13 protein-coding genes and 1 pseudogene are annotated in these 15206 nt (G+C 73.4%); 7 read left to right on the forward strand and 7 right to left on the reverse strand.

The genetic code is table 11. The features are described from left to right. Positions 1-39: 39 nt before the first annotated feature. The 4 genes from F3L20_RS13440 to F3L20_RS13455 all read right to left on the reverse strand — a co-directional run bounded on the left by F3L20_RS13440 (position 40) and on the right by F3L20_RS13455 (position 2682). Positions 40-405 (reverse strand): ArsR/SmtB family transcription factor, encoded by a 366-nt coding sequence (locus tag F3L20_RS13440; protein ID WP_150154590.1) that lies wholly within the window; start codon positions 403-405, stop codon positions 40-42. 203 nt (positions 406-608) lie between these two features. Beyond that, positions 609-983, reverse strand: coding sequence for a hypothetical protein (locus tag F3L20_RS13445; protein WP_024883932.1), 375 nt, complete (start codon positions 981-983; stop codon positions 609-611). Positions 984-1193: 210 nt separating this feature from the next. Beyond that, entirely contained in the window at positions 1194-1853 is a 660-nt protein-coding gene (locus F3L20_RS34535; RefSeq protein ID WP_240810891.1) for a class F sortase, read from the reverse strand. Next, entirely contained in the window at positions 1846-2682 is an 837-nt protein-coding gene (locus tag F3L20_RS13455; protein ID WP_150154591.1) for a DUF4397 domain-containing protein, read from the reverse strand. The genes F3L20_RS34535 and F3L20_RS13455 overlap by 8 nt, the downstream gene beginning before the upstream one ends. A gap of 111 nt (positions 2683-2793) precedes the next feature. Here F3L20_RS13455 and F3L20_RS13460 point away from each other — a divergent pair. From F3L20_RS13460 to F3L20_RS13480, 5 genes and pseudogenes are all read left to right on the forward strand, one after another. Continuing rightward, positions 2794-3793, forward strand: a pseudogene (locus F3L20_RS13460) (MerR family transcriptional regulator). A 533-nt stretch (positions 3794-4326) separates the two neighbouring features. Further along, on the forward strand, positions 4327-5619 hold the full coding sequence (gene pcaC / locus F3L20_RS13465; protein WP_150154592.1) for a 4-carboxymuconolactone decarboxylase: 1293 nt from the start codon (positions 4327-4329) through the stop codon (positions 5617-5619). Between the two features lie 59 nt (positions 5620-5678). Next, positions 5679-6314, forward strand: a complete 636-nt coding sequence (locus F3L20_RS13470; RefSeq protein WP_150154593.1) for an MBL fold metallo-hydrolase — start codon at positions 5679-5681, stop codon at positions 6312-6314. 84 nt (positions 6315-6398) lie between these two features. Continuing rightward, positions 6399-7178 (forward strand): exodeoxyribonuclease III, encoded by a 780-nt coding sequence (locus F3L20_RS13475; RefSeq protein WP_150154594.1) that lies wholly within the window; start codon positions 6399-6401, stop codon positions 7176-7178. A 73-nt stretch (positions 7179-7251) separates the two neighbouring features. After that, positions 7252-7659: a DUF6278 family protein gene (locus F3L20_RS13480; protein WP_150154595.1), complete on the forward strand. Its 408-nt coding sequence runs from the start codon at positions 7252-7254 to the stop codon at positions 7657-7659. A gap of 423 nt (positions 7660-8082) precedes the next feature. On the opposite strand, the gene F3L20_RS13485 is transcribed toward F3L20_RS13480, so the two are convergent. Then, positions 8083-8844: a hypothetical protein gene (locus tag F3L20_RS13485; RefSeq protein ID WP_145826444.1), complete on the reverse strand. Its 762-nt coding sequence runs from the start codon at positions 8842-8844 to the stop codon at positions 8083-8085. Positions 8845-9038: 194 nt separating this feature from the next. Here F3L20_RS13485 and ggt point away from each other — a divergent pair, with 194 nt between their 5' ends. Further along, the gene (gene ggt, locus F3L20_RS13490; RefSeq protein ID WP_150154596.1) at positions 9039-10856 is read left to right on the forward strand and encodes a gamma-glutamyltransferase; all 1818 of its coding nucleotides are present in this window, start codon (positions 9039-9041) and stop codon (positions 10854-10856) included. Positions 10857-10937: 81 nt separating this feature from the next. Here ggt and F3L20_RS13495 read toward each other — a convergent pair whose 3' ends face one another. Together F3L20_RS13495 and map are read right to left on the reverse strand one after the other, a co-directional pair. After that, entirely contained in the window at positions 10938-13466 is a 2529-nt protein-coding gene (locus F3L20_RS13495) for an ATP-dependent Clp protease ATP-binding subunit (RefSeq protein WP_150154597.1), read from the reverse strand. A 610-nt stretch (positions 13467-14076) separates the two neighbouring features. Then, the gene (gene map, locus F3L20_RS13500; RefSeq protein ID WP_150154598.1) at positions 14077-14847 is read right to left on the reverse strand and encodes a type I methionyl aminopeptidase; all 771 of its coding nucleotides are present in this window, start codon (positions 14845-14847) and stop codon (positions 14077-14079) included. Positions 14848-14879: 32 nt separating this feature from the next. On the opposite strand from map, the gene F3L20_RS13505 reads away from it, so the two are divergent. Beyond that, positions 14880-15161 (forward strand): helix-turn-helix domain-containing protein, encoded by a 282-nt coding sequence (locus F3L20_RS13505; RefSeq protein ID WP_150154599.1) that lies wholly within the window; start codon positions 14880-14882, stop codon positions 15159-15161. The last annotated feature ends 45 nt before the right edge of the window (positions 15162-15206 follow it).

Genomic DNA, 15206 nt, shown 5'->3' on the forward strand with positions numbered 1-15206 from the left:
GCCGTCCCCGCTCTCGAGTCCCCGTCCTCTGACGGGCTTCTAACCGTCCCCGCTCCCCGACGCGGTCGGCACCGGCACGTCGACCTGCCGCAGCTCCGCCAGCAGCTCGCTCTGCCCGGCCAGGAGTTCGGTGAGGATCCGGCGGGCGGCGCGGAGCAGTTCGGCGACATCGCCGCCCGCGAGGGCGTAGGTCACGGTGGAGCCCTCCCGTACCGAGACGACGATGCCGGACCTGCGCAGCACGGCCAACTGCTGGGACAGGCTGGACGGTTCGATGTCGATGTCGGCGAGCAGGTCCCGCACCGGCACGGGCCCGTGCTGCAACAGCTCCAGGACCCGGATGCGCACCGGGTGCCCCAGCATCCGGAAGAACTCTGCCTTGGCCTGGTAGAGGGGGACTTGCATGGGTGCGCGCTCCCTGCCGCGTCGGGAATGTTCTCCAGGGCGCGGCGGCGCCCGGCGTGGGCGCCGCCGCACGATGTGCCGTCCTTCGCCGCCGATCCTTCTGGCTCGGCGTGACGCGCGCCCATGGCTTGGGGCCATGTTCATGTGGCGACTTGAAGAATTCTTCACATCATGGGCGCGCGTCGGCCGGGGTCCGGGGCGGTTCACACTTCCAGTTGTTCCTCGATCCGCTTGAGCTGGTGGCGGGCCATCGCCAGGTTCGAACGGGACTTGTCCAGCACGAGGTACAGGAACAGGCCGTTGCCGCTGCGGCCGGTGACCAGCCGGATCAGGTGGTACTGGGACTCCAGCGTGATGAGGATGTCCTCGATCTGTCCGGTGAGGCCCAGCAGCTCCATCGTGCGCACCTTGGCGCGGATCACATCCGTGTTGCCGGCCGCCGCGACGGTGAGGTCCAGGTCCTTCCCCCCGCCCAGCGTTCCCAGCGCCATGCCGCTCGAGTAGTCGACGACGGCCGCTCCCAGGGCTCCTTCGACGACGGTCATGATGTCCTTCAGCGACACTTCCACAGTTGCCACGGGCGTCTCCCTCTCCAGTCGTTGTGTGCTCGCGGCGGCCTCCACGGGGCAGCCCACCCGCCCCTGGCCGCGCTGGAACCGTAGGCGCGCGACACCGGCCCGAGGGCACGGGTTTTCGGGGATGTCCCCGGATGATCGAATGCGTGCGCCAGGGAACTGCCGTGTGGGCGAAGTGAGGTCGAAGGACTCCGAACGCCTGCACGGGAACCGTCAGTTGACCACCGGCTCCGCGGTGACCACGAGATTGGACCGGTAGCCGCCCCGCTCGGGCTCGAACGGCGGGGCGCAGGTGATGAGCGTGAGCACCGGGGGCCCGCCGCGGCGGAAGGCGGACGGCGGCAGCTCGTCCTTCGGAACGGTGACGCGCGACACGACGCGGTACGTCACCGGCCCGTCCCCCGCCCGCCGTACCTCGACGGTGTCCCCGGGCCGTACGTCCCTCAGTACGGCGAACTCGCCCAGGTCACCCGTGTCACTGTCCAGGTGCCCCACCAGCACGGCCGATCCCTGGGAGCTGCCGGGCGCGGGACCGTAGCGGTACCAGCCGGCCACGGCGGGGTCGCCCGGCACGGTCATGTCGCCCTGCGCAGTCACGCCCACGAGGTCGACGCGGGCGTCGAGACCGGCACCGGGCACCAGGATCCGCTCGGGTGCGGCCTCCCGGGGCCGGTCGGCCACAGGCGGCGGGGGCGCGGCGGACGCACCAGCCGTGGCCGCCGGAGCCGACGGCGCGGCGCCGAAGTCGGCCACGGGGGCAGCCGGTTCCCGCGCCTGCGTCAGCAGCAGGAAGCCGAGCACGAACGCCGTGACGACCGCCAGGGCGGCGGCCGTCACGGCCGATCGGGTGCGCCGGCGCGAGGTGTCAGCCACGCCGGCCCCCGAAGCGGCGAGCCGCCAGCACACCGGCCACGGCGACGACTCCGCCGACGGCGGCCCAGGCCGGGGTCCACTCCGTGGAGTTGGCGGAGACGGCGGCGCCGTCGCCGCCCGCGTGCACGGCCTTCGGCATCGACTCCATGCCGGCGAACTTCTGCGTGGCGAGAGCCAGGTTGCCGTCCTCGGCGCTGCCCCAGGCGTAGACGACGGTGCTGCTGCCCTCCTCCAGGTTGAGGTCGGCCGGGCCGAGGGCCACGGTGTCCGTACCGGCGAGGACCACGTCGGCGTTGACCGTGCCCGCGTCGACCACCGCGGTGTCCTCGTCGGGGTTCGTCAGACCGGTGAAGACGGGCTGACCGCCGGCCCGGACGTCCACGGCGGGGGCGGCGGCGACATGGCGGACGGTCAGGCGCGCCTTGCCCGCGTCGACCTTGGACACGTCGTCGGCGAACGTGGTCAGCTGGGGCTTGCCGTCGGCCGTGAGGTGGGCGGCGATCGTGGCGGTGTCGCCCTCGGCCACCTTGACCTCCTTCTCCAGGGCCGGCGTGCCGTCGGGGCCCTGGCCCGCCTCGAAGATCTGGATGTCGTAGGTGCCGGCGTCGAGGGACTGCGGCTCGGTCACCGTGCCGGGCTTGAAATCACTGAGCAGCTCGTCGCCGTTCGCGTAGACGTCGACCGTCATCCCGGGGATGCCGTGCATGACGGACACGTTCGCGGTGTCCTGGGCGGCGGAGGACGCGGCCATGGCGGGTGCGCCGACACCGAGCGCGAGGGCGCAGGCGCCGGCCGAGGCGGTGAGGGCAACGGGGATACGGGAGCGCATGGGGATCATCCCTTTCGAAGGAGTCGCCGCCGGCTGCGGGACTGACCCCAGTGTCGGAACACAGAACCGACGCAGACAACATGCGTCGTTTGTGCGTCGTACAGTGGTCGTATGAGCGAGCGCACGGAGAACGCCGGGCCCGGGGCCGGCGAGGACGTACCGCAGGGCGGGCTGACCACGGGCGAGGTGGCGAGGCGCCTCGGGGTGGCACCCACCACGGTCCGCACCTGGGACAGCCGCTACGGCCTCGGCCCCGACCTGCACACCGGCGGCCGGCACCGGAGGTGGGCCCCGGCGGACGTGGCGCGGCTGGAGCGGATGTGCGCGCTGACCGCGACGGGCCTGGCGCCCGCCGAGGCCGCGCGCCTGGCCCGCACCGAGGAGCCGTCCGCCGCGGCCCGGCCCGCCCGGCGCGGCCGCCGCCCGCCCGCCGCGCGCCCGCCCGCGCCCGGGCCGGCAGCGGCCTGAGCCTCGGCGACGCGCGCCAGGAGTGCAAGGGGATCGCCCGCGCGGCCCTGCGCCTCGACGCGACCGCGCTGGAGCGGTTGCTGCTCGACGCGATGCGCGAGCACGGCCTGGTCGCCGCCTGGACCGAGGTGATCGTGCCGACCCTGCAGGCCGTCGGCCGCAAGTGGGAGAGCTCGGGGGAGAGGTACGTCGAGGTCGAGCACTTCCTGTCCTGGCACGTCTCCGGCGCGCTCCGCCGCAGCACACCGGACTCGGTCCCCGACCGCCCCGGCGCCACCACGGTGCTCGCCTGCGTGCCGGGGAGAACCACACCCTCGCCCTGGAGGTGCTGGCCGCCGCGCTGACCGAACGGGGCGTCCCGGTGCGGATGTTCGGCGGCGCCCTGCCGGTGGAGTCGCTCATCGCGGCCGTGCGCAGGACCGGCCCGGCCGCCGTCGCCCTGTGGGCCCAGTCCCGCGCCACGGCGAGCCGCCCGCTGGCCCAGCACGTCGCCGCCATGGAGTGGGGCGTGCGCGGCGCCCGCCGGAGCCCCTACGTCCTCACCCTCGGCCCCGGCTGGTCGGGCCGCCCGGTCCCCGGCACGGCCCGCGCCACGGGCCTGGCCGAGGCGGTGACGACCCTGGAGACCCTGGCACCCCGCTGACCCACACCAGCCCCCCGGCCTGCGGCCTGCCTTGCGCCGTCTCCAGGACAACGGCCTGATCGAGCGCCGAACCCACCGGGACGGCCCGACGCGCGTCGACCACCACCTCATCCCCTCGGCCGCAGCGTCCTCTCCCCGTCGACACGATCGGCGCCCGGGCCTTCGGACACGGCGACGAAGATCTGACCGCCCCGGAAGACGCCTGCACGTCCGCCGTGCGGTCCCGGCGCGCGTGAGCTCCTTGGCGTAGCCGCACCGGAGGGGCGCTCGCGGCGGGCGTGGATCGTGCGGAGTTCGTGAACGTGTCATGCGGATGCATGGCCGCTCCTGTGGCGCAACGAGCGGGACGGCGGTTCGAACGTGTGTTTTTCGGTCGTATCGGGAGGCCCGGGATGAAGCGTGCGCCGGAGAAGTCTCCGCTCCATCCATTAGGGTTCCGGCAGTACCGGACGTGGCGTGGCGTGGGGGGCGGTCGACCGTCGGTGATTCCCCCGGCCACGTGACATTGCGTGAGACGTGAGAGGGTCTGACGGGTGAGCGAGACAGCACCGAACACCCTGCAATACCGCTTCGACGGACCAGAAGACGCTCCGGTTCTGATCCTGGGGCCCTCGCTGGGCACCACCTGGCACATGTGGGACCGCCAGATTCCCGAGCTGACGAAGCAGTGGCGGGTGTTCCGGTTCGACCTCCCGGGGCACGGCGGCGCCCCCGCCCACCCCGCGGCCTCGGTCACCGACCTCGCGACCCGGCTGCTCGCCACCCTCGAAGGTCTCGGCGTGCAGCGCTTCGGGTACGCCGGCTGCGCCCTCGGCGGTGCCGTCGGTATCGAGCTGGCCCTGCGCCACCCCGAGCGGCTCGCGTCCCTCGCGCTGATCGCCGCCTCGCCCCGCTTCGGCACCGCGGACGAGTTCCGGCAGCGCGGGGTGATCGTGCGGACCAACGGCCTGGACCCCATCGCCCGTTCGGCGCCCGAACGCTGGTTCACCGGCGGGTTCGCCGCCGCCCAGCCCGCGATCACCGAGTGGGCCGTGCAGATGGTCCGCACCACCGACCCCGGCTGCTACATCGCCGCCTGCGAGGCGCTCGCCTCCTTCGACGTCCGGGCGGGCCTCGGCAGCGTCGGCGTTCCGACCCTGGTGCTGGTGGGCTCCGAGGACCAGGTCACCGGCCCCGCCGAGGCCCGCACCCTGGTCGCCGGCATCCCGGACGCCCGGCTCGCCGTCGTACCCGGCGCCTCCCACCTGGTGCCGGTGGAGCAGCCCGCCGCCGTCACCGACCTGCTGGTCCGGCACTTCTCCACCGCCTGGCAGCCCCTTCCCGACAACGCGACCGGCCACGTCGTCATGCCCGCCGCCGTGCCCCGCCCGCCCGTCCCGGCCGTCGCCCCCGCGCAGCCCGCCCCCGTCGCCGAGATCGCCCCGGCCGCCCCCCGCAGGCGCAGGGCGCACCCGTACGACACCGGCATCAAGGTGCGCCGCGAGGTGCTGGGCGACGCGCACGTCGACCGGATCCTGGAGCAGACCGACGCCTTCTCCGAGGACTTCCAGGAGCTGGTCACCCGGTACGCCTGGGGCGAGGTCTGGGACCGCCCGGGACTCGACCGCCGCACCCGCAGCTGCGTCACGCTGACCGCCCTGGTCGCGGGCGGGCACCTCGACGAACTCGCCGTGCACACCCGCGCCGCGCTGCGCAACGGGCTCACCCCGGCCGAGATCAAGGAGGTGCTGCTGCAGGCGGCCGTCTACTGCGGCGTCCCCGCGGCCAGCGGCGCCTTCCGGGTGGCCCAGCAGGTCGTGCGCGAGGAGACCACGCCGCCGGAGTGACGCGGCAGCGGGTCCGGTCCCCCGCGCGCCGCTCCGGGCACCGGATGCACGATGGAGCCATGAAGCTCATCAAGATGTCGCACTCCTGCGTCCGGCTGGAGAAGGACGGACGCGTCCTCGTCCTCGACCCGGGAGGGTTCAGCGAGGAGGACGCCGCCGTCGGCGCGGACGCGGTGCTGGTCACCCACGAGCACCCGGACCACTTCGACGAGGGCCGGCTGCGCACCGCGATGGAGGCCAACCCGGCGGCCGAGATCTGGACCCTCAAGTCGGTCGCCGACCAGATCTCCGCCGCGTTCCCGGGCCGTGTGCACACCGTCGGGCACGGTGACACCTTCACCGCCGCCGGCTTCGACGTGCAGGTCCACGGCGAACTGCACGCCGTGATCCACCCGGACATCCCGCGCGTCACCAACGTCGGCTACCTCGTCGACGGCGGGAAGCTGTTCCACCCCGGCGACGCGCTCACCGTCCCCGGCCACCCCGTCGAGACGCTGATGCTGCCCGTCATGGCACCCTGGAACAAGATCGCCGAGGTGATCGACTACGTCCGCGAGGTCCGTCCCGAACGGGCGTACGACATCCACGACGCGCTGCTCGCCGACCTCGCCCGGCCCGTCTACGACCGCCAGATCGGCGCCCTCGGTGGTTCCGAGCACCTGCGCCTGGCCCCCGGGGGAGCGGTCGAACTCTGACCGCGCGGGGCCCGTCGGCGCGGTCGTCCACAGCCGGCGGCCGCCGGTCGAGCGTTGTCGGACCCGGCGGGTAGGTTGTGAGGCATGCGCATCGCGACCTGGAACGTGAACTCGATCACCGCCCGCCTGCCGAGGCTCCTGGCCTGGCTGGAGAGCAGCGGCACGGACGTGCTGTGCCTCCAGGAGGCCAAGGTCGCCGAGGCCCAGTTCCCGGTGGACCAGCTGCGCGAGCTGGGGTACGAGTCCGCGGTGCACGCCACCGGCCGGTGGAACGGCGTGGCGGTGCTCTCCCGCGTCGGCCTGGAGGACGTCGTCAAGGGGCTCCCGGGCGACCCCGGGTACGACGGCTCCGTCGAACCCCGCGCCGTCTCCGCGACCTGCGGCCCGGTCCGCGTCTGGTCGGTCTACGTGCCCAACGGCCGCGAGGTGGAGCACCCGCACTACGCGTACAAGCTGCAGTGGCTGGAGGCGCTGAAGGCGGCCGTGGCCGGCGACGCGGCGGGCGACCGCCCCTTCGCGGTCCTCGGCGACTACAACATCGCCCCGACCGACGACGACGTCTACGACCGCGCCGCCTTCGAGGGCGCCACCCACGTCACGCCCGCCGAGCGGGCCGCCCTCGCCTCCCTGCGCGAGGCCGGCCTGTCGGACGTGGTCCCGCGCCCCCTCAAGTACGACCACCCGTACACCTACTGGGACTACCGCCAGCTCTGCTTCCCCAAGAACCGCGGCATGCGCATCGACCTGGTCTACGGCAACGAGCCGTTCGCCAAGGCGGTCACCGACTCCTACGTCGACCGTGAGGAGCGCAAGGGCAAGGGCGCCTCGGACCACGCGCCGGTCGTGGTCGACCTGGACGTGTAACAAGGCCCGGCCGGCCGTCGAAGGACCCCGCGCGCCTGTTTGCGCGCGGCGGTTCGAATGACAGGCTGGAGAAATGAAGATCCCGTTCCTGGGCAAGCGGCGCCGGAAGGACGAACTTCCCGATCCGGCGGGTCTCGCGGAACTCCTGGCGGAGTGCGCGCTGTTGCGCTCCCAGGCGTACGGGGCGGGAGTCCGACTCGACGACAGCCCGGCCTCGTTGGAGGCGCTGGACCAGCTGGTCCCCAGGTGGCGGGACGACGAGGACACCTCCGACTGGCTGGGCAACGACGCGGGTCTGTACCTCGGCACCGTCATCGTGCGCACCGTGCCGGGCGCGGCCTGGGAGCTCCGCGCCGACGGCCAGCCGGTCGTACACCTCACCGGCGGACGGGAGTTCGACGTCGTGGACGCGGGGCACCGGTGGGCGGCCGACGGCGTGCCGGAGCTGTCGCAGTGGTACGCCGAGGTCGCGGAGGACTGACACGCGCCCCGCTCGCGCGCCCCATCACCCGCCGTAAATACGGCTTATGACCGAAAAGTGCGTGTCGCGTCGTCCTGGCGATCTTGCCCGGATACGTTGCGGCGACCACATGACGTACGGAAACCGGTCCGTCCGGACCTCGACTACGATGTTCCCTCCGTCCCGGTGGGGGGAGAGACTTCGCGGTGCAAGCGGGGACACCGCCTCCGGGAGGGGACCGCCCGCCCAGCCGGGGCGGCGGATCACACAGGCCGGACCCGTCCGGCGGCAGCCGGTGATCACTGCTCGCGGCGGCAGCGACCGAAACCACGGTCGCCCGCCGACGAGGAGAAGGTCAGCTGCGCGCCGGGCGGGTGGTGCCCCACCCGCCCCCTACGGGGCCCAGGCCGCCTCCCAGGGGAGCCTGAGGCCGGCGGACCCCGGTCAGTCCGCGCGGTGGGACGTGCGCGGGGCCGGATCCGGAGCCGGCAGTGCCGTCTGCGCGGGTTTGCTGACGTCCGCCACCAGCTCCACCACATCGGGTCCGTACGCCTGCGAGTTGATCACCTTCAGGAGCAGCACGAAGGAACCGGACCCGTACTTGCGGGCCAGCCGCTCGTGGTTGCGGGCGAGGTACCGGGTCGCGGCCTGGTTGGTGATCGCCCGCTGGCCGCAGAAGAGGAACACCGGCCGGGTGTCCCGCCGTTCCCCCGCCGTCAGCCGCGCCAGCAGGACGTACTCGGAGACGCCCGGCTCCATGCGGTAGAGGTCGGAGCCTATCCGGAAGGCGCCGCGGTCCGGGCCCGGCTCCGGGTCCACGTTGACCCGTACACCCGGCAGCATCGCCGCCATGTGCGCGACCATCCGCCGGTTCGACCCCGGCCCGCCGACGCAGAACTCCGTCCGCTCGCCGAACCCCTGGTGCGCCGCGTCCTGGGTGACCACCTGCGCGTGCGCCCCGCAGTCCTTGATCAGTGCGGAGAGTTCGAGCAGCGCGAACACGTCGAAGCGGTGCACCGCGGGTTCCGCCGTCGCCGGGTCGCGGTTGACGACGAGCAACGACTCGGAGTTGTCAGGAAGTCCGAAGAATGCCTGCTTGCGCCGGAGCTTGCGCTTCCAGAGGTAGGTACGGGCGATCCAGCCCAGGCTGGCGCTGATGCCCGCGGCCACCAGACCGAGCACGATGTTGCGCACGTCGTCATTCATGGGCGCGCATGCTAGCGGTCCCGGGCAAACCCGTGTTCGACGCCCGGGTATGGACGCGGCCGGCCGGGCCCACCCGCGGCGGTTCGCCCCCGTACGTCCGTGGGCCGCTCGGCGCGGCACGCCCGGTACGGCCTCCCTGACGCGGGCATGGCGACGAACTAAGCTGCCCGCACGGCCCTTTACTGGAGGTGCGGATGCGTCGCCCTGTCGCACGGAATCTCGCGGTCCTCGCGGTCACCGCCGCCGTCGTGTCGGTGGGGGCGGCCGCGCCGCCCACCCCCCGCGGCGAGCCCGCCCCACACGCCCGGCCCATGCCCAAGGTGCCGGTGGCCGTCGGTCACGGCGGCGCCGTCTCCAGCGTCGACTCGGACGCCACCGCGGCCGGTATCGAGGTCCTGCGCAGGGGCGGCAACGCCGTCGACGCGGCCGTGGCCACCGCCGCCGCGCTCGGCGTCACCGAGCCCTACTCGGCCGGCATCGGCGGGGGCGGCTACTTCGTGTACTACGACGCCCGGTCCCGCACCGTGCACACCCTCGACGGGCGCGAGACCGCCCCGCTGACCGCCGACTCCGGCCTGTTCCTGGAGAACGGCACGCCCATCCCGTTCGCCGAGGCCGTCAGCAGCGGACTCGCCGTCGGCACCCCCGGCACCCCCGCCACCTGGCAGCGGGCGCTCGACAAGTGGGGCAAGAGGGAGCTCGGCACGGTCCTCGAGCCCGCCGAACGGCTCGCCCGCGACGGCTTCACCGTCGACGGGACCTTCCGCTCGCAGACCGCCGCCAACGAGAGCCGCTTCCGGTACTTCCCCGACACCGCGAAGCTGTTCCTGCCGGGCGGTGAACTCCCCGCCGTCGGTTCCACCTTCAAGAACCCCGACCTGGCCCGCACCTACCGCGAGCTGAGCCGCAAGGGTGTCGACGCCCTGTACCGGGGCGACCTCGCCCGCGACATCGTGAACACGGTCAACAAGCCGCCCGTGGACCCGGCGTCGGGCTGGAACGCGCGCCCGGGCGACCTGTCGCTGCGCGACCTCGCCGCCTACCGTGCCAAGTCCCAGCCCCCGACCAAGACCTCGTACCGGGGTCTCGACGTCTACTCCATCGCGCCCTCGTCCTCCGGCGGCACGACGGTCGGCGAGGCGCTCAACATCCTGGAGCGCACCGACCTGTCGAAGGCGAGCGACGTCCGCTACCTGCACCGGTTCATCGAGGCGAGCCGCATCGCGTTCGCCGACCGGGGCCGCTGGGTCGGCGACCCCGCCTTCGAGGACGTACCGACGAAGGAACTGCTCTCGCAGCGGTTCGCGGACTCACGCGCCTGCCTGATCAAGGACGACGCCGTCCTCACCAGCCCGGTCGCGCCCGCCGACCCCCGCCACCCGACGCCGTGCGCGACGGGCGGCACGGCCGCGCCGACGACGTACGAGGGCGAGAACACCACGCACCTGACCACCGCCGACCGGTGGGGCAACGTCGTCGCCTACACACTCACCATCGAGCAGACCGGCGGCAGCGGCATCACCGTCCCCGGACGCGGGTTCCTGCTCAACAACGAGCTGACGGACTTCTCCTTCGCCCCGGCGAACCCCGCCGTCCACGACCCGAACCTGCCCGGCCCCGGCAAGCGGCCCCGCTCGTCCATCGCGCCGACGATCGTGCTCGACCGGCACGACCGGCCGGTGGTGGCGCTCGGCTCACCCGGCGGCGCCACCATCATCACCACCGTGCTGCAGACCCTCACCGGCTTCCTCGACCGTGGCCTGCCGCTCGTCGACGCGATCGCCGCGCCGCGCGCCAGCCAGCGCAACGCCGCGCAGACCGAGCTCGAACCCGGGCTCTTCACCAGCGAGCTGAGGCAGCGTCTGGAGGCCATCGGGCACTCCTTCCGGGAGAACCCGGAGATCGGCGCCACGACCGGCGTGCAGCGGCTGCCCGGCGGAGCCTGGCTCGCCGCGGCGGAGAAGGTCCGCCGGGGCGGCGGCTCGGCGATGGTCGTCCACCCGAGGCGGTAGCGGCCCGTCATCCGCCGGCCCCTCACACCCGTCGGCCCGGCACCCCTGACCGGGGGTGCCGGGCCGTGCCGTACCGGCGGGTCAGAGCTCGGGAGCCGGCGTCTCCTGCGTACGGAACACCAGACGCCCGTCCTGCGCGTCCACCGTCACCCGGCCACCCTCCTGCACCCGGCCGTCCAGCAGCAGCCGGGACAACTGGTTGTCGACCTCCCGCTGGATGGTGCGGCGCAACGGCCGGGCACCGTACTCCGGTTCGTAACCGCGTTCGGCCAGCCAGTCCACGGCGGCGTCGGTGAAGTCGGCGCTGATGTCCTGGCCCTTCAGCCGGCGGCGGGTGCTCTCCAACAACAGGTCGGTGATCTGGCGCAGTTCCTCGGGCGTGAGCTGGCGGAACACCACGATCTCGTCGATCCGGTTGAGGAACTCGGGCCGGAAGTGGTCCCGCAGCGGCCGCAGGATCTGCTCCCGCCGCGCCTCCTCGTCGGCCTCCGCACCGCCGGTCGCGAAGCCCAGGGTGGCGCCGCGCCGGGTGATGACCTCGGAACCGAGGTTGCTGGTCATCACGATCACGCTGTTGGTGAAGTCCACCGTGCGGCCCTGCGAGTCGGTCAGCCGGCCGTCGTCCAGCACCTGCAACAGGATGTTGAAGACGTCCGGGTGAGCCTTCTCCACCTCGTCGAGCAGCAGCAGCGAATACGGGTGCCTGCGCACCACCTCGGTGAGCTGACCCGCCTCCTCGTGCCCCACGTACCCGGGCGGGGCGCCGACCAAGCGGCTCACCGTGTGCCGCTCCTGGTACTCGCTCATGTCGAGCCGGACCATCCGGTCCTCGCTGCCGAACAACGCCTCGGCGAGCGCCCGCGCCAGCTCCGTCTTGCCGACGCCGGTCGGGCCGAGGAACAGGAAGCTGCCGATCGGCCGGTCCGGGCTGGACAGGCCCGCGCGGGAGCGCAGCACGGCGTCCGAGACGACCCGTACGGCCTCCTCCTGGCCCACCACCCGCTGGTGCAGATGCTGCTCCAGTCCCAGCAGACGGTCCTTCTCCTCCTCGGTGAGCCTGCTGACCGGGATGCCCGTCTGCCGGGCCACCACCTCGGCGATCGCCTCGGCGTCCACCCACAGGCTCTGCCCCTCGTCGACCTCGTCGCCGCCGCCGGCCTGCGAGATGCGCTCCTTCAGCTCCGTGATGCGGTCCCGCAGATGCATGGCCTGCTCGTACTGCTCGTCCGCGACCGCCTGGTCCTTGTCGCAGGTCAGCTGCTCGACCTCCCGTTCCATCGCGCGGACGTCCGTGCCCTTGGTACGGGCCCGCAGCCGCACCCGGGCACCCGCCTGGTCGATGAGGTCGATCGCCTTGTCCGGCAGCCGCCGGTCGCTGAGGTAGCGGTCGGACAGCTCCACGGCCGCGACCAGCGCCTCGTCGGTGTAACGGACCTGGTGGTGCGCCTCGTAGCGGTCCCGCAGGCCGCGCAAAATCTCGATCGCGTCCGCGGGTGTCGGCTCGGGCACCATGATCGGCTGGAAGCGGCGGGCCAGGGCCGCGTCCTTCTCGATCCGCCGGTACTCCTCCAGGGTCGTCGCGCCGACGATGTGCAGCTCGCCGCGGGCCAGGGCCGGCTTGAGGATGTTGCCGGCGTCCATCGAACCGCCCTCGCCGCCGCCTCCCGCGCCGACCACGGTGTGCAGTTCGTCGATGAAGACGATCAGTTGGTCGGAGTGGGCGCGGATCTCGTCGACGAGGTTGTTCATCCGCTCCTCGAAGTCGCCCCGGTACCGGGTGCCGGCGACCACGCCGGTCAGGTCCAGGGCGACCACCCGCCGGCCGAGGAGGATGTCGGGCACGTCCCCCTCGGCGATCCGCTGGGCCAGCCCCTCCACCACGGCGGTCTTGCCGACGCCCGCGTCACCGATCAGCACGGGGTTGTTCTTGCCGCGCCGGGACAGCACCTCGACGGTCTGCTCGATCTCGACGTCCCGCCCGATCACCGGGTCGATACGGCCCTCGCGGGCCAGCGTGGTGAGGTCACGGCCGTACTTGTCCAGCGTCGGGGTGCCCGACGAGGGCCGGGGGCGCTCGGTGCGGGGCTGCTGGGCCTCCGGCGCCTCGGGCGGGCCTGAGGGGGTGTAGCGGGCCGCGTTCAGTATGTGGCCGGCCGCCGAGTCGGGGTTGGAGGCGAGGGCGCTGAGCACGTGCTCGGGGCCGATGTAGCCGACCCCGCTCGCCCGCGCCATCTCGTGCGCGTCCAGCAGCGCCCGTTTGACGGCGGGCGTCAGGGACAGCGAGGTCGGCGGTGGGGCCTCGCCGGGAGGGTGCTGCACGGGCCCGGACCGGTCGTCGATCTGGGACGCCAGCGAGTCCGGGTCCGCGCCCGCCCGGCTGAGCAGACTCCGGGTCGGCTCGGCGGAGAGGGCGGCACGCAGCAGGTGCTGGGTGTCCAGGTCACGGCTGCCGTGCTCGGCCGCGTACTGGGCGGCGCCGCGCACGAGTTCCCGGGCGGGCTGGCTGAGAAGCCTGCCGATGTCGATCTGGCGGGGGCGCTGTCCGCCGAAGAAGCGGGCGAGGAATTCTGCGAACGGGTCACCCTCCGGGCCGACGAAACCACTCGTCATCGTCATCCGTTCCTTCGCTGGGTCGACGTGCCGGAGCCGGGTAACCCGGCCGAGCCGCGCTCATCCCACGATGACACGATCCGTATGGGCGGGCATGTTCAGGTTCGTCCCCGGCGGGGGAATCCCGGGCGCCGCACGGCAGGGGAGGGGGCCGGCGCCCCGCGCGCGGCCCCGCGTGGGGTGGCGCCCCGCGCACGGGCCGGCACCGCTTGCGACCGGCATCGGCACCGGGCGGAACCGGCACGGCACCGGGAGGGAACCGTGCCGGTCAGCTCCGGCGCGACGCCGTGGCGAGGGGTGGCAGACAGGGCCCCCACCGCGCAGACACGGCACCGTGGCGCGGCGAGGCGGCTGCGGGCCGGGACCGTGCACGCAGGCCCGCCGCCGGGGTGCGACGAGGCGGCGCGCACCGGGCTGTCGCCGGGTGAGCCCGGTGTCGGGGTGGGGTGAGGCGGCTCGCACCGGGTATCGGGGCGGGTGAGGCGCCGCGGGCCGGGACCGTACGACGCGGGCCCACCGCCGGGCGCGGTGCGGCGCCGGTTGTTGGCATCGGCATCGGGCTCCGTCACCCACGGAAAGGGCCGGCCCGGCTGCCGGGCCGGCCCCCGCTTCAGTCCCGCGCCGTCAGGACGCGGGGTCCCGCGTTCGTGATCGCGACCGTGTGTTCCGTGTGGGCCGCGCGGGTGCCGTCGTTGGTGCGGAGGGTCCAGCCGTCCGGGGCGGCGTGGTACGCGTCCGTGCCGCCGGCGATCAGCATCGGCTCGATCGCCAGAACCATGCCGTGCCGCAGCGGCAGCCCGCGTCCCGGCCGGCCCTCGTTCGGCACCGGCGGGTCCTCGTGCATGTGCCGGCCGATGCCGTGGCCCCCGTAGTCCTCCATGATCCCGTAGCCCGCGCCGCGGCACACGGTGCCGATGGCGTGTGCGATGTCGCCGATGCGGTTGCCGACGACGGCGGCCTCGATGCCCGCCGCGAGCGCCCGCTCGGCCGTCTCGACCAGCCGGGTGTCCGCCGGGCGCGGGGTCCCCACCACGAAGCTGATCGCCGAGTCCCCGGCCCAGCCGCCCAGCTGGGCGCCGCAGTCGATGGACACGAGGTCCCCGTCACGCAGCCGGTAACCGTCCGGGATGCCGTGCACGATCGCGTCGTTGACGGACGCGCAGATCACGGCCGGGAACGGCGTGGGCGCGAACGAGGGCCGGTACCCCAGGAACGGCGAGGTCGCGCCCGCCACGTTCAGCACCTCCCGGGCCACCTCGTCCAGCTCCAGCAGGGACACGCCCACGCCGGCGGCCTTCCGTACGGCCGTCAGCGCGCTCGCGACGACCTGTCCGGCCTCGTACATGGCATCGATCGATGCGTCGGTCTTGAGCTCCACCATGCCAATTACTATACCGGTATTAGAATGGGGGCATGGTGCGCACCCCCTTGACCCCCGAAGAGCGCGAACGCGGCGAGCGGCTCGGCAGGCTGCTGCGCGAGGCGCGCGGATCCCGCAGCATGGCGGACGTCGCCGCGAGCGCCGGCATCTCCGCGGAGACCCTCCGCAAGATCGAGACGGGGCGGGCCCCGACCCCCGCGTTCTTCACCGTGGCCGCGCTGGCCGGCGCGCTCGGGCTGTCGATGGACGCGTTGATCGGTCGCTGCGCGCCGCAGGAGGTGCCGGACACCCCGGACGCGTCGATCGCCGCCTGAGCGGGGGTGGCGCCGCTCCCGGTGCCGTGTCCGCACCCCGCCGGT

It is taken from the genome of Streptomyces tendae, assembly GCF_008632955.1.
Classification (GTDB): Bacteria; Actinomycetota; Actinomycetes; order Streptomycetales; family Streptomycetaceae; genus Streptomyces.

Excerpts from the sequence above, each read along its gene's own strand:
- F3L20_RS13440 (WP_150154590.1), bottom strand. The coding sequence starts at position 405 with ATGCAAGTCCCCCTCTACCAGGCCAAGGCAGAGTTCTTCCGGATGCTG.
- F3L20_RS13455 (WP_150154591.1), bottom strand. The coding sequence starts at position 2,682 with ATGCGCTCCCGTATCCCCGTTGCCCTCACCGCCTCGGCCGGCGCCTGC.
- F3L20_RS13470 (WP_150154593.1), top strand. The coding sequence starts at position 5,679 with ATGAAGCTCATCAAGATGTCGCACTCCTGCGTCCGGCTGGAGAAGGAC.
- F3L20_RS13475 (WP_150154594.1), top strand. The coding sequence starts at position 6,399 with ATGCGCATCGCGACCTGGAACGTGAACTCGATCACCGCCCGCCTGCCG.
- F3L20_RS13480 (WP_150154595.1), top strand. The coding sequence starts at position 7,252 with ATGAAGATCCCGTTCCTGGGCAAGCGGCGCCGGAAGGACGAACTTCCC.
- F3L20_RS13485 (WP_145826444.1), bottom strand. The coding sequence starts at position 8,844 with ATGAATGACGACGTGCGCAACATCGTGCTCGGTCTGGTGGCCGCGGGC.
- ggt (WP_150154596.1), top strand. The coding sequence starts at position 9,039 with ATGCGTCGCCCTGTCGCACGGAATCTCGCGGTCCTCGCGGTCACCGCC.
- F3L20_RS13495 (WP_150154597.1), bottom strand. The coding sequence starts at position 13,466 with ATGACGAGTGGTTTCGTCGGCCCGGAGGGTGACCCGTTCGCAGAATTC.
- map (WP_150154598.1), bottom strand. The coding sequence starts at position 14,847 with ATGGTGGAGCTCAAGACCGACGCATCGATCGATGCCATGTACGAGGCC.
- F3L20_RS13505 (WP_150154599.1), top strand. The coding sequence starts at position 14,880 with ATGGTGCGCACCCCCTTGACCCCCGAAGAGCGCGAACGCGGCGAGCGG.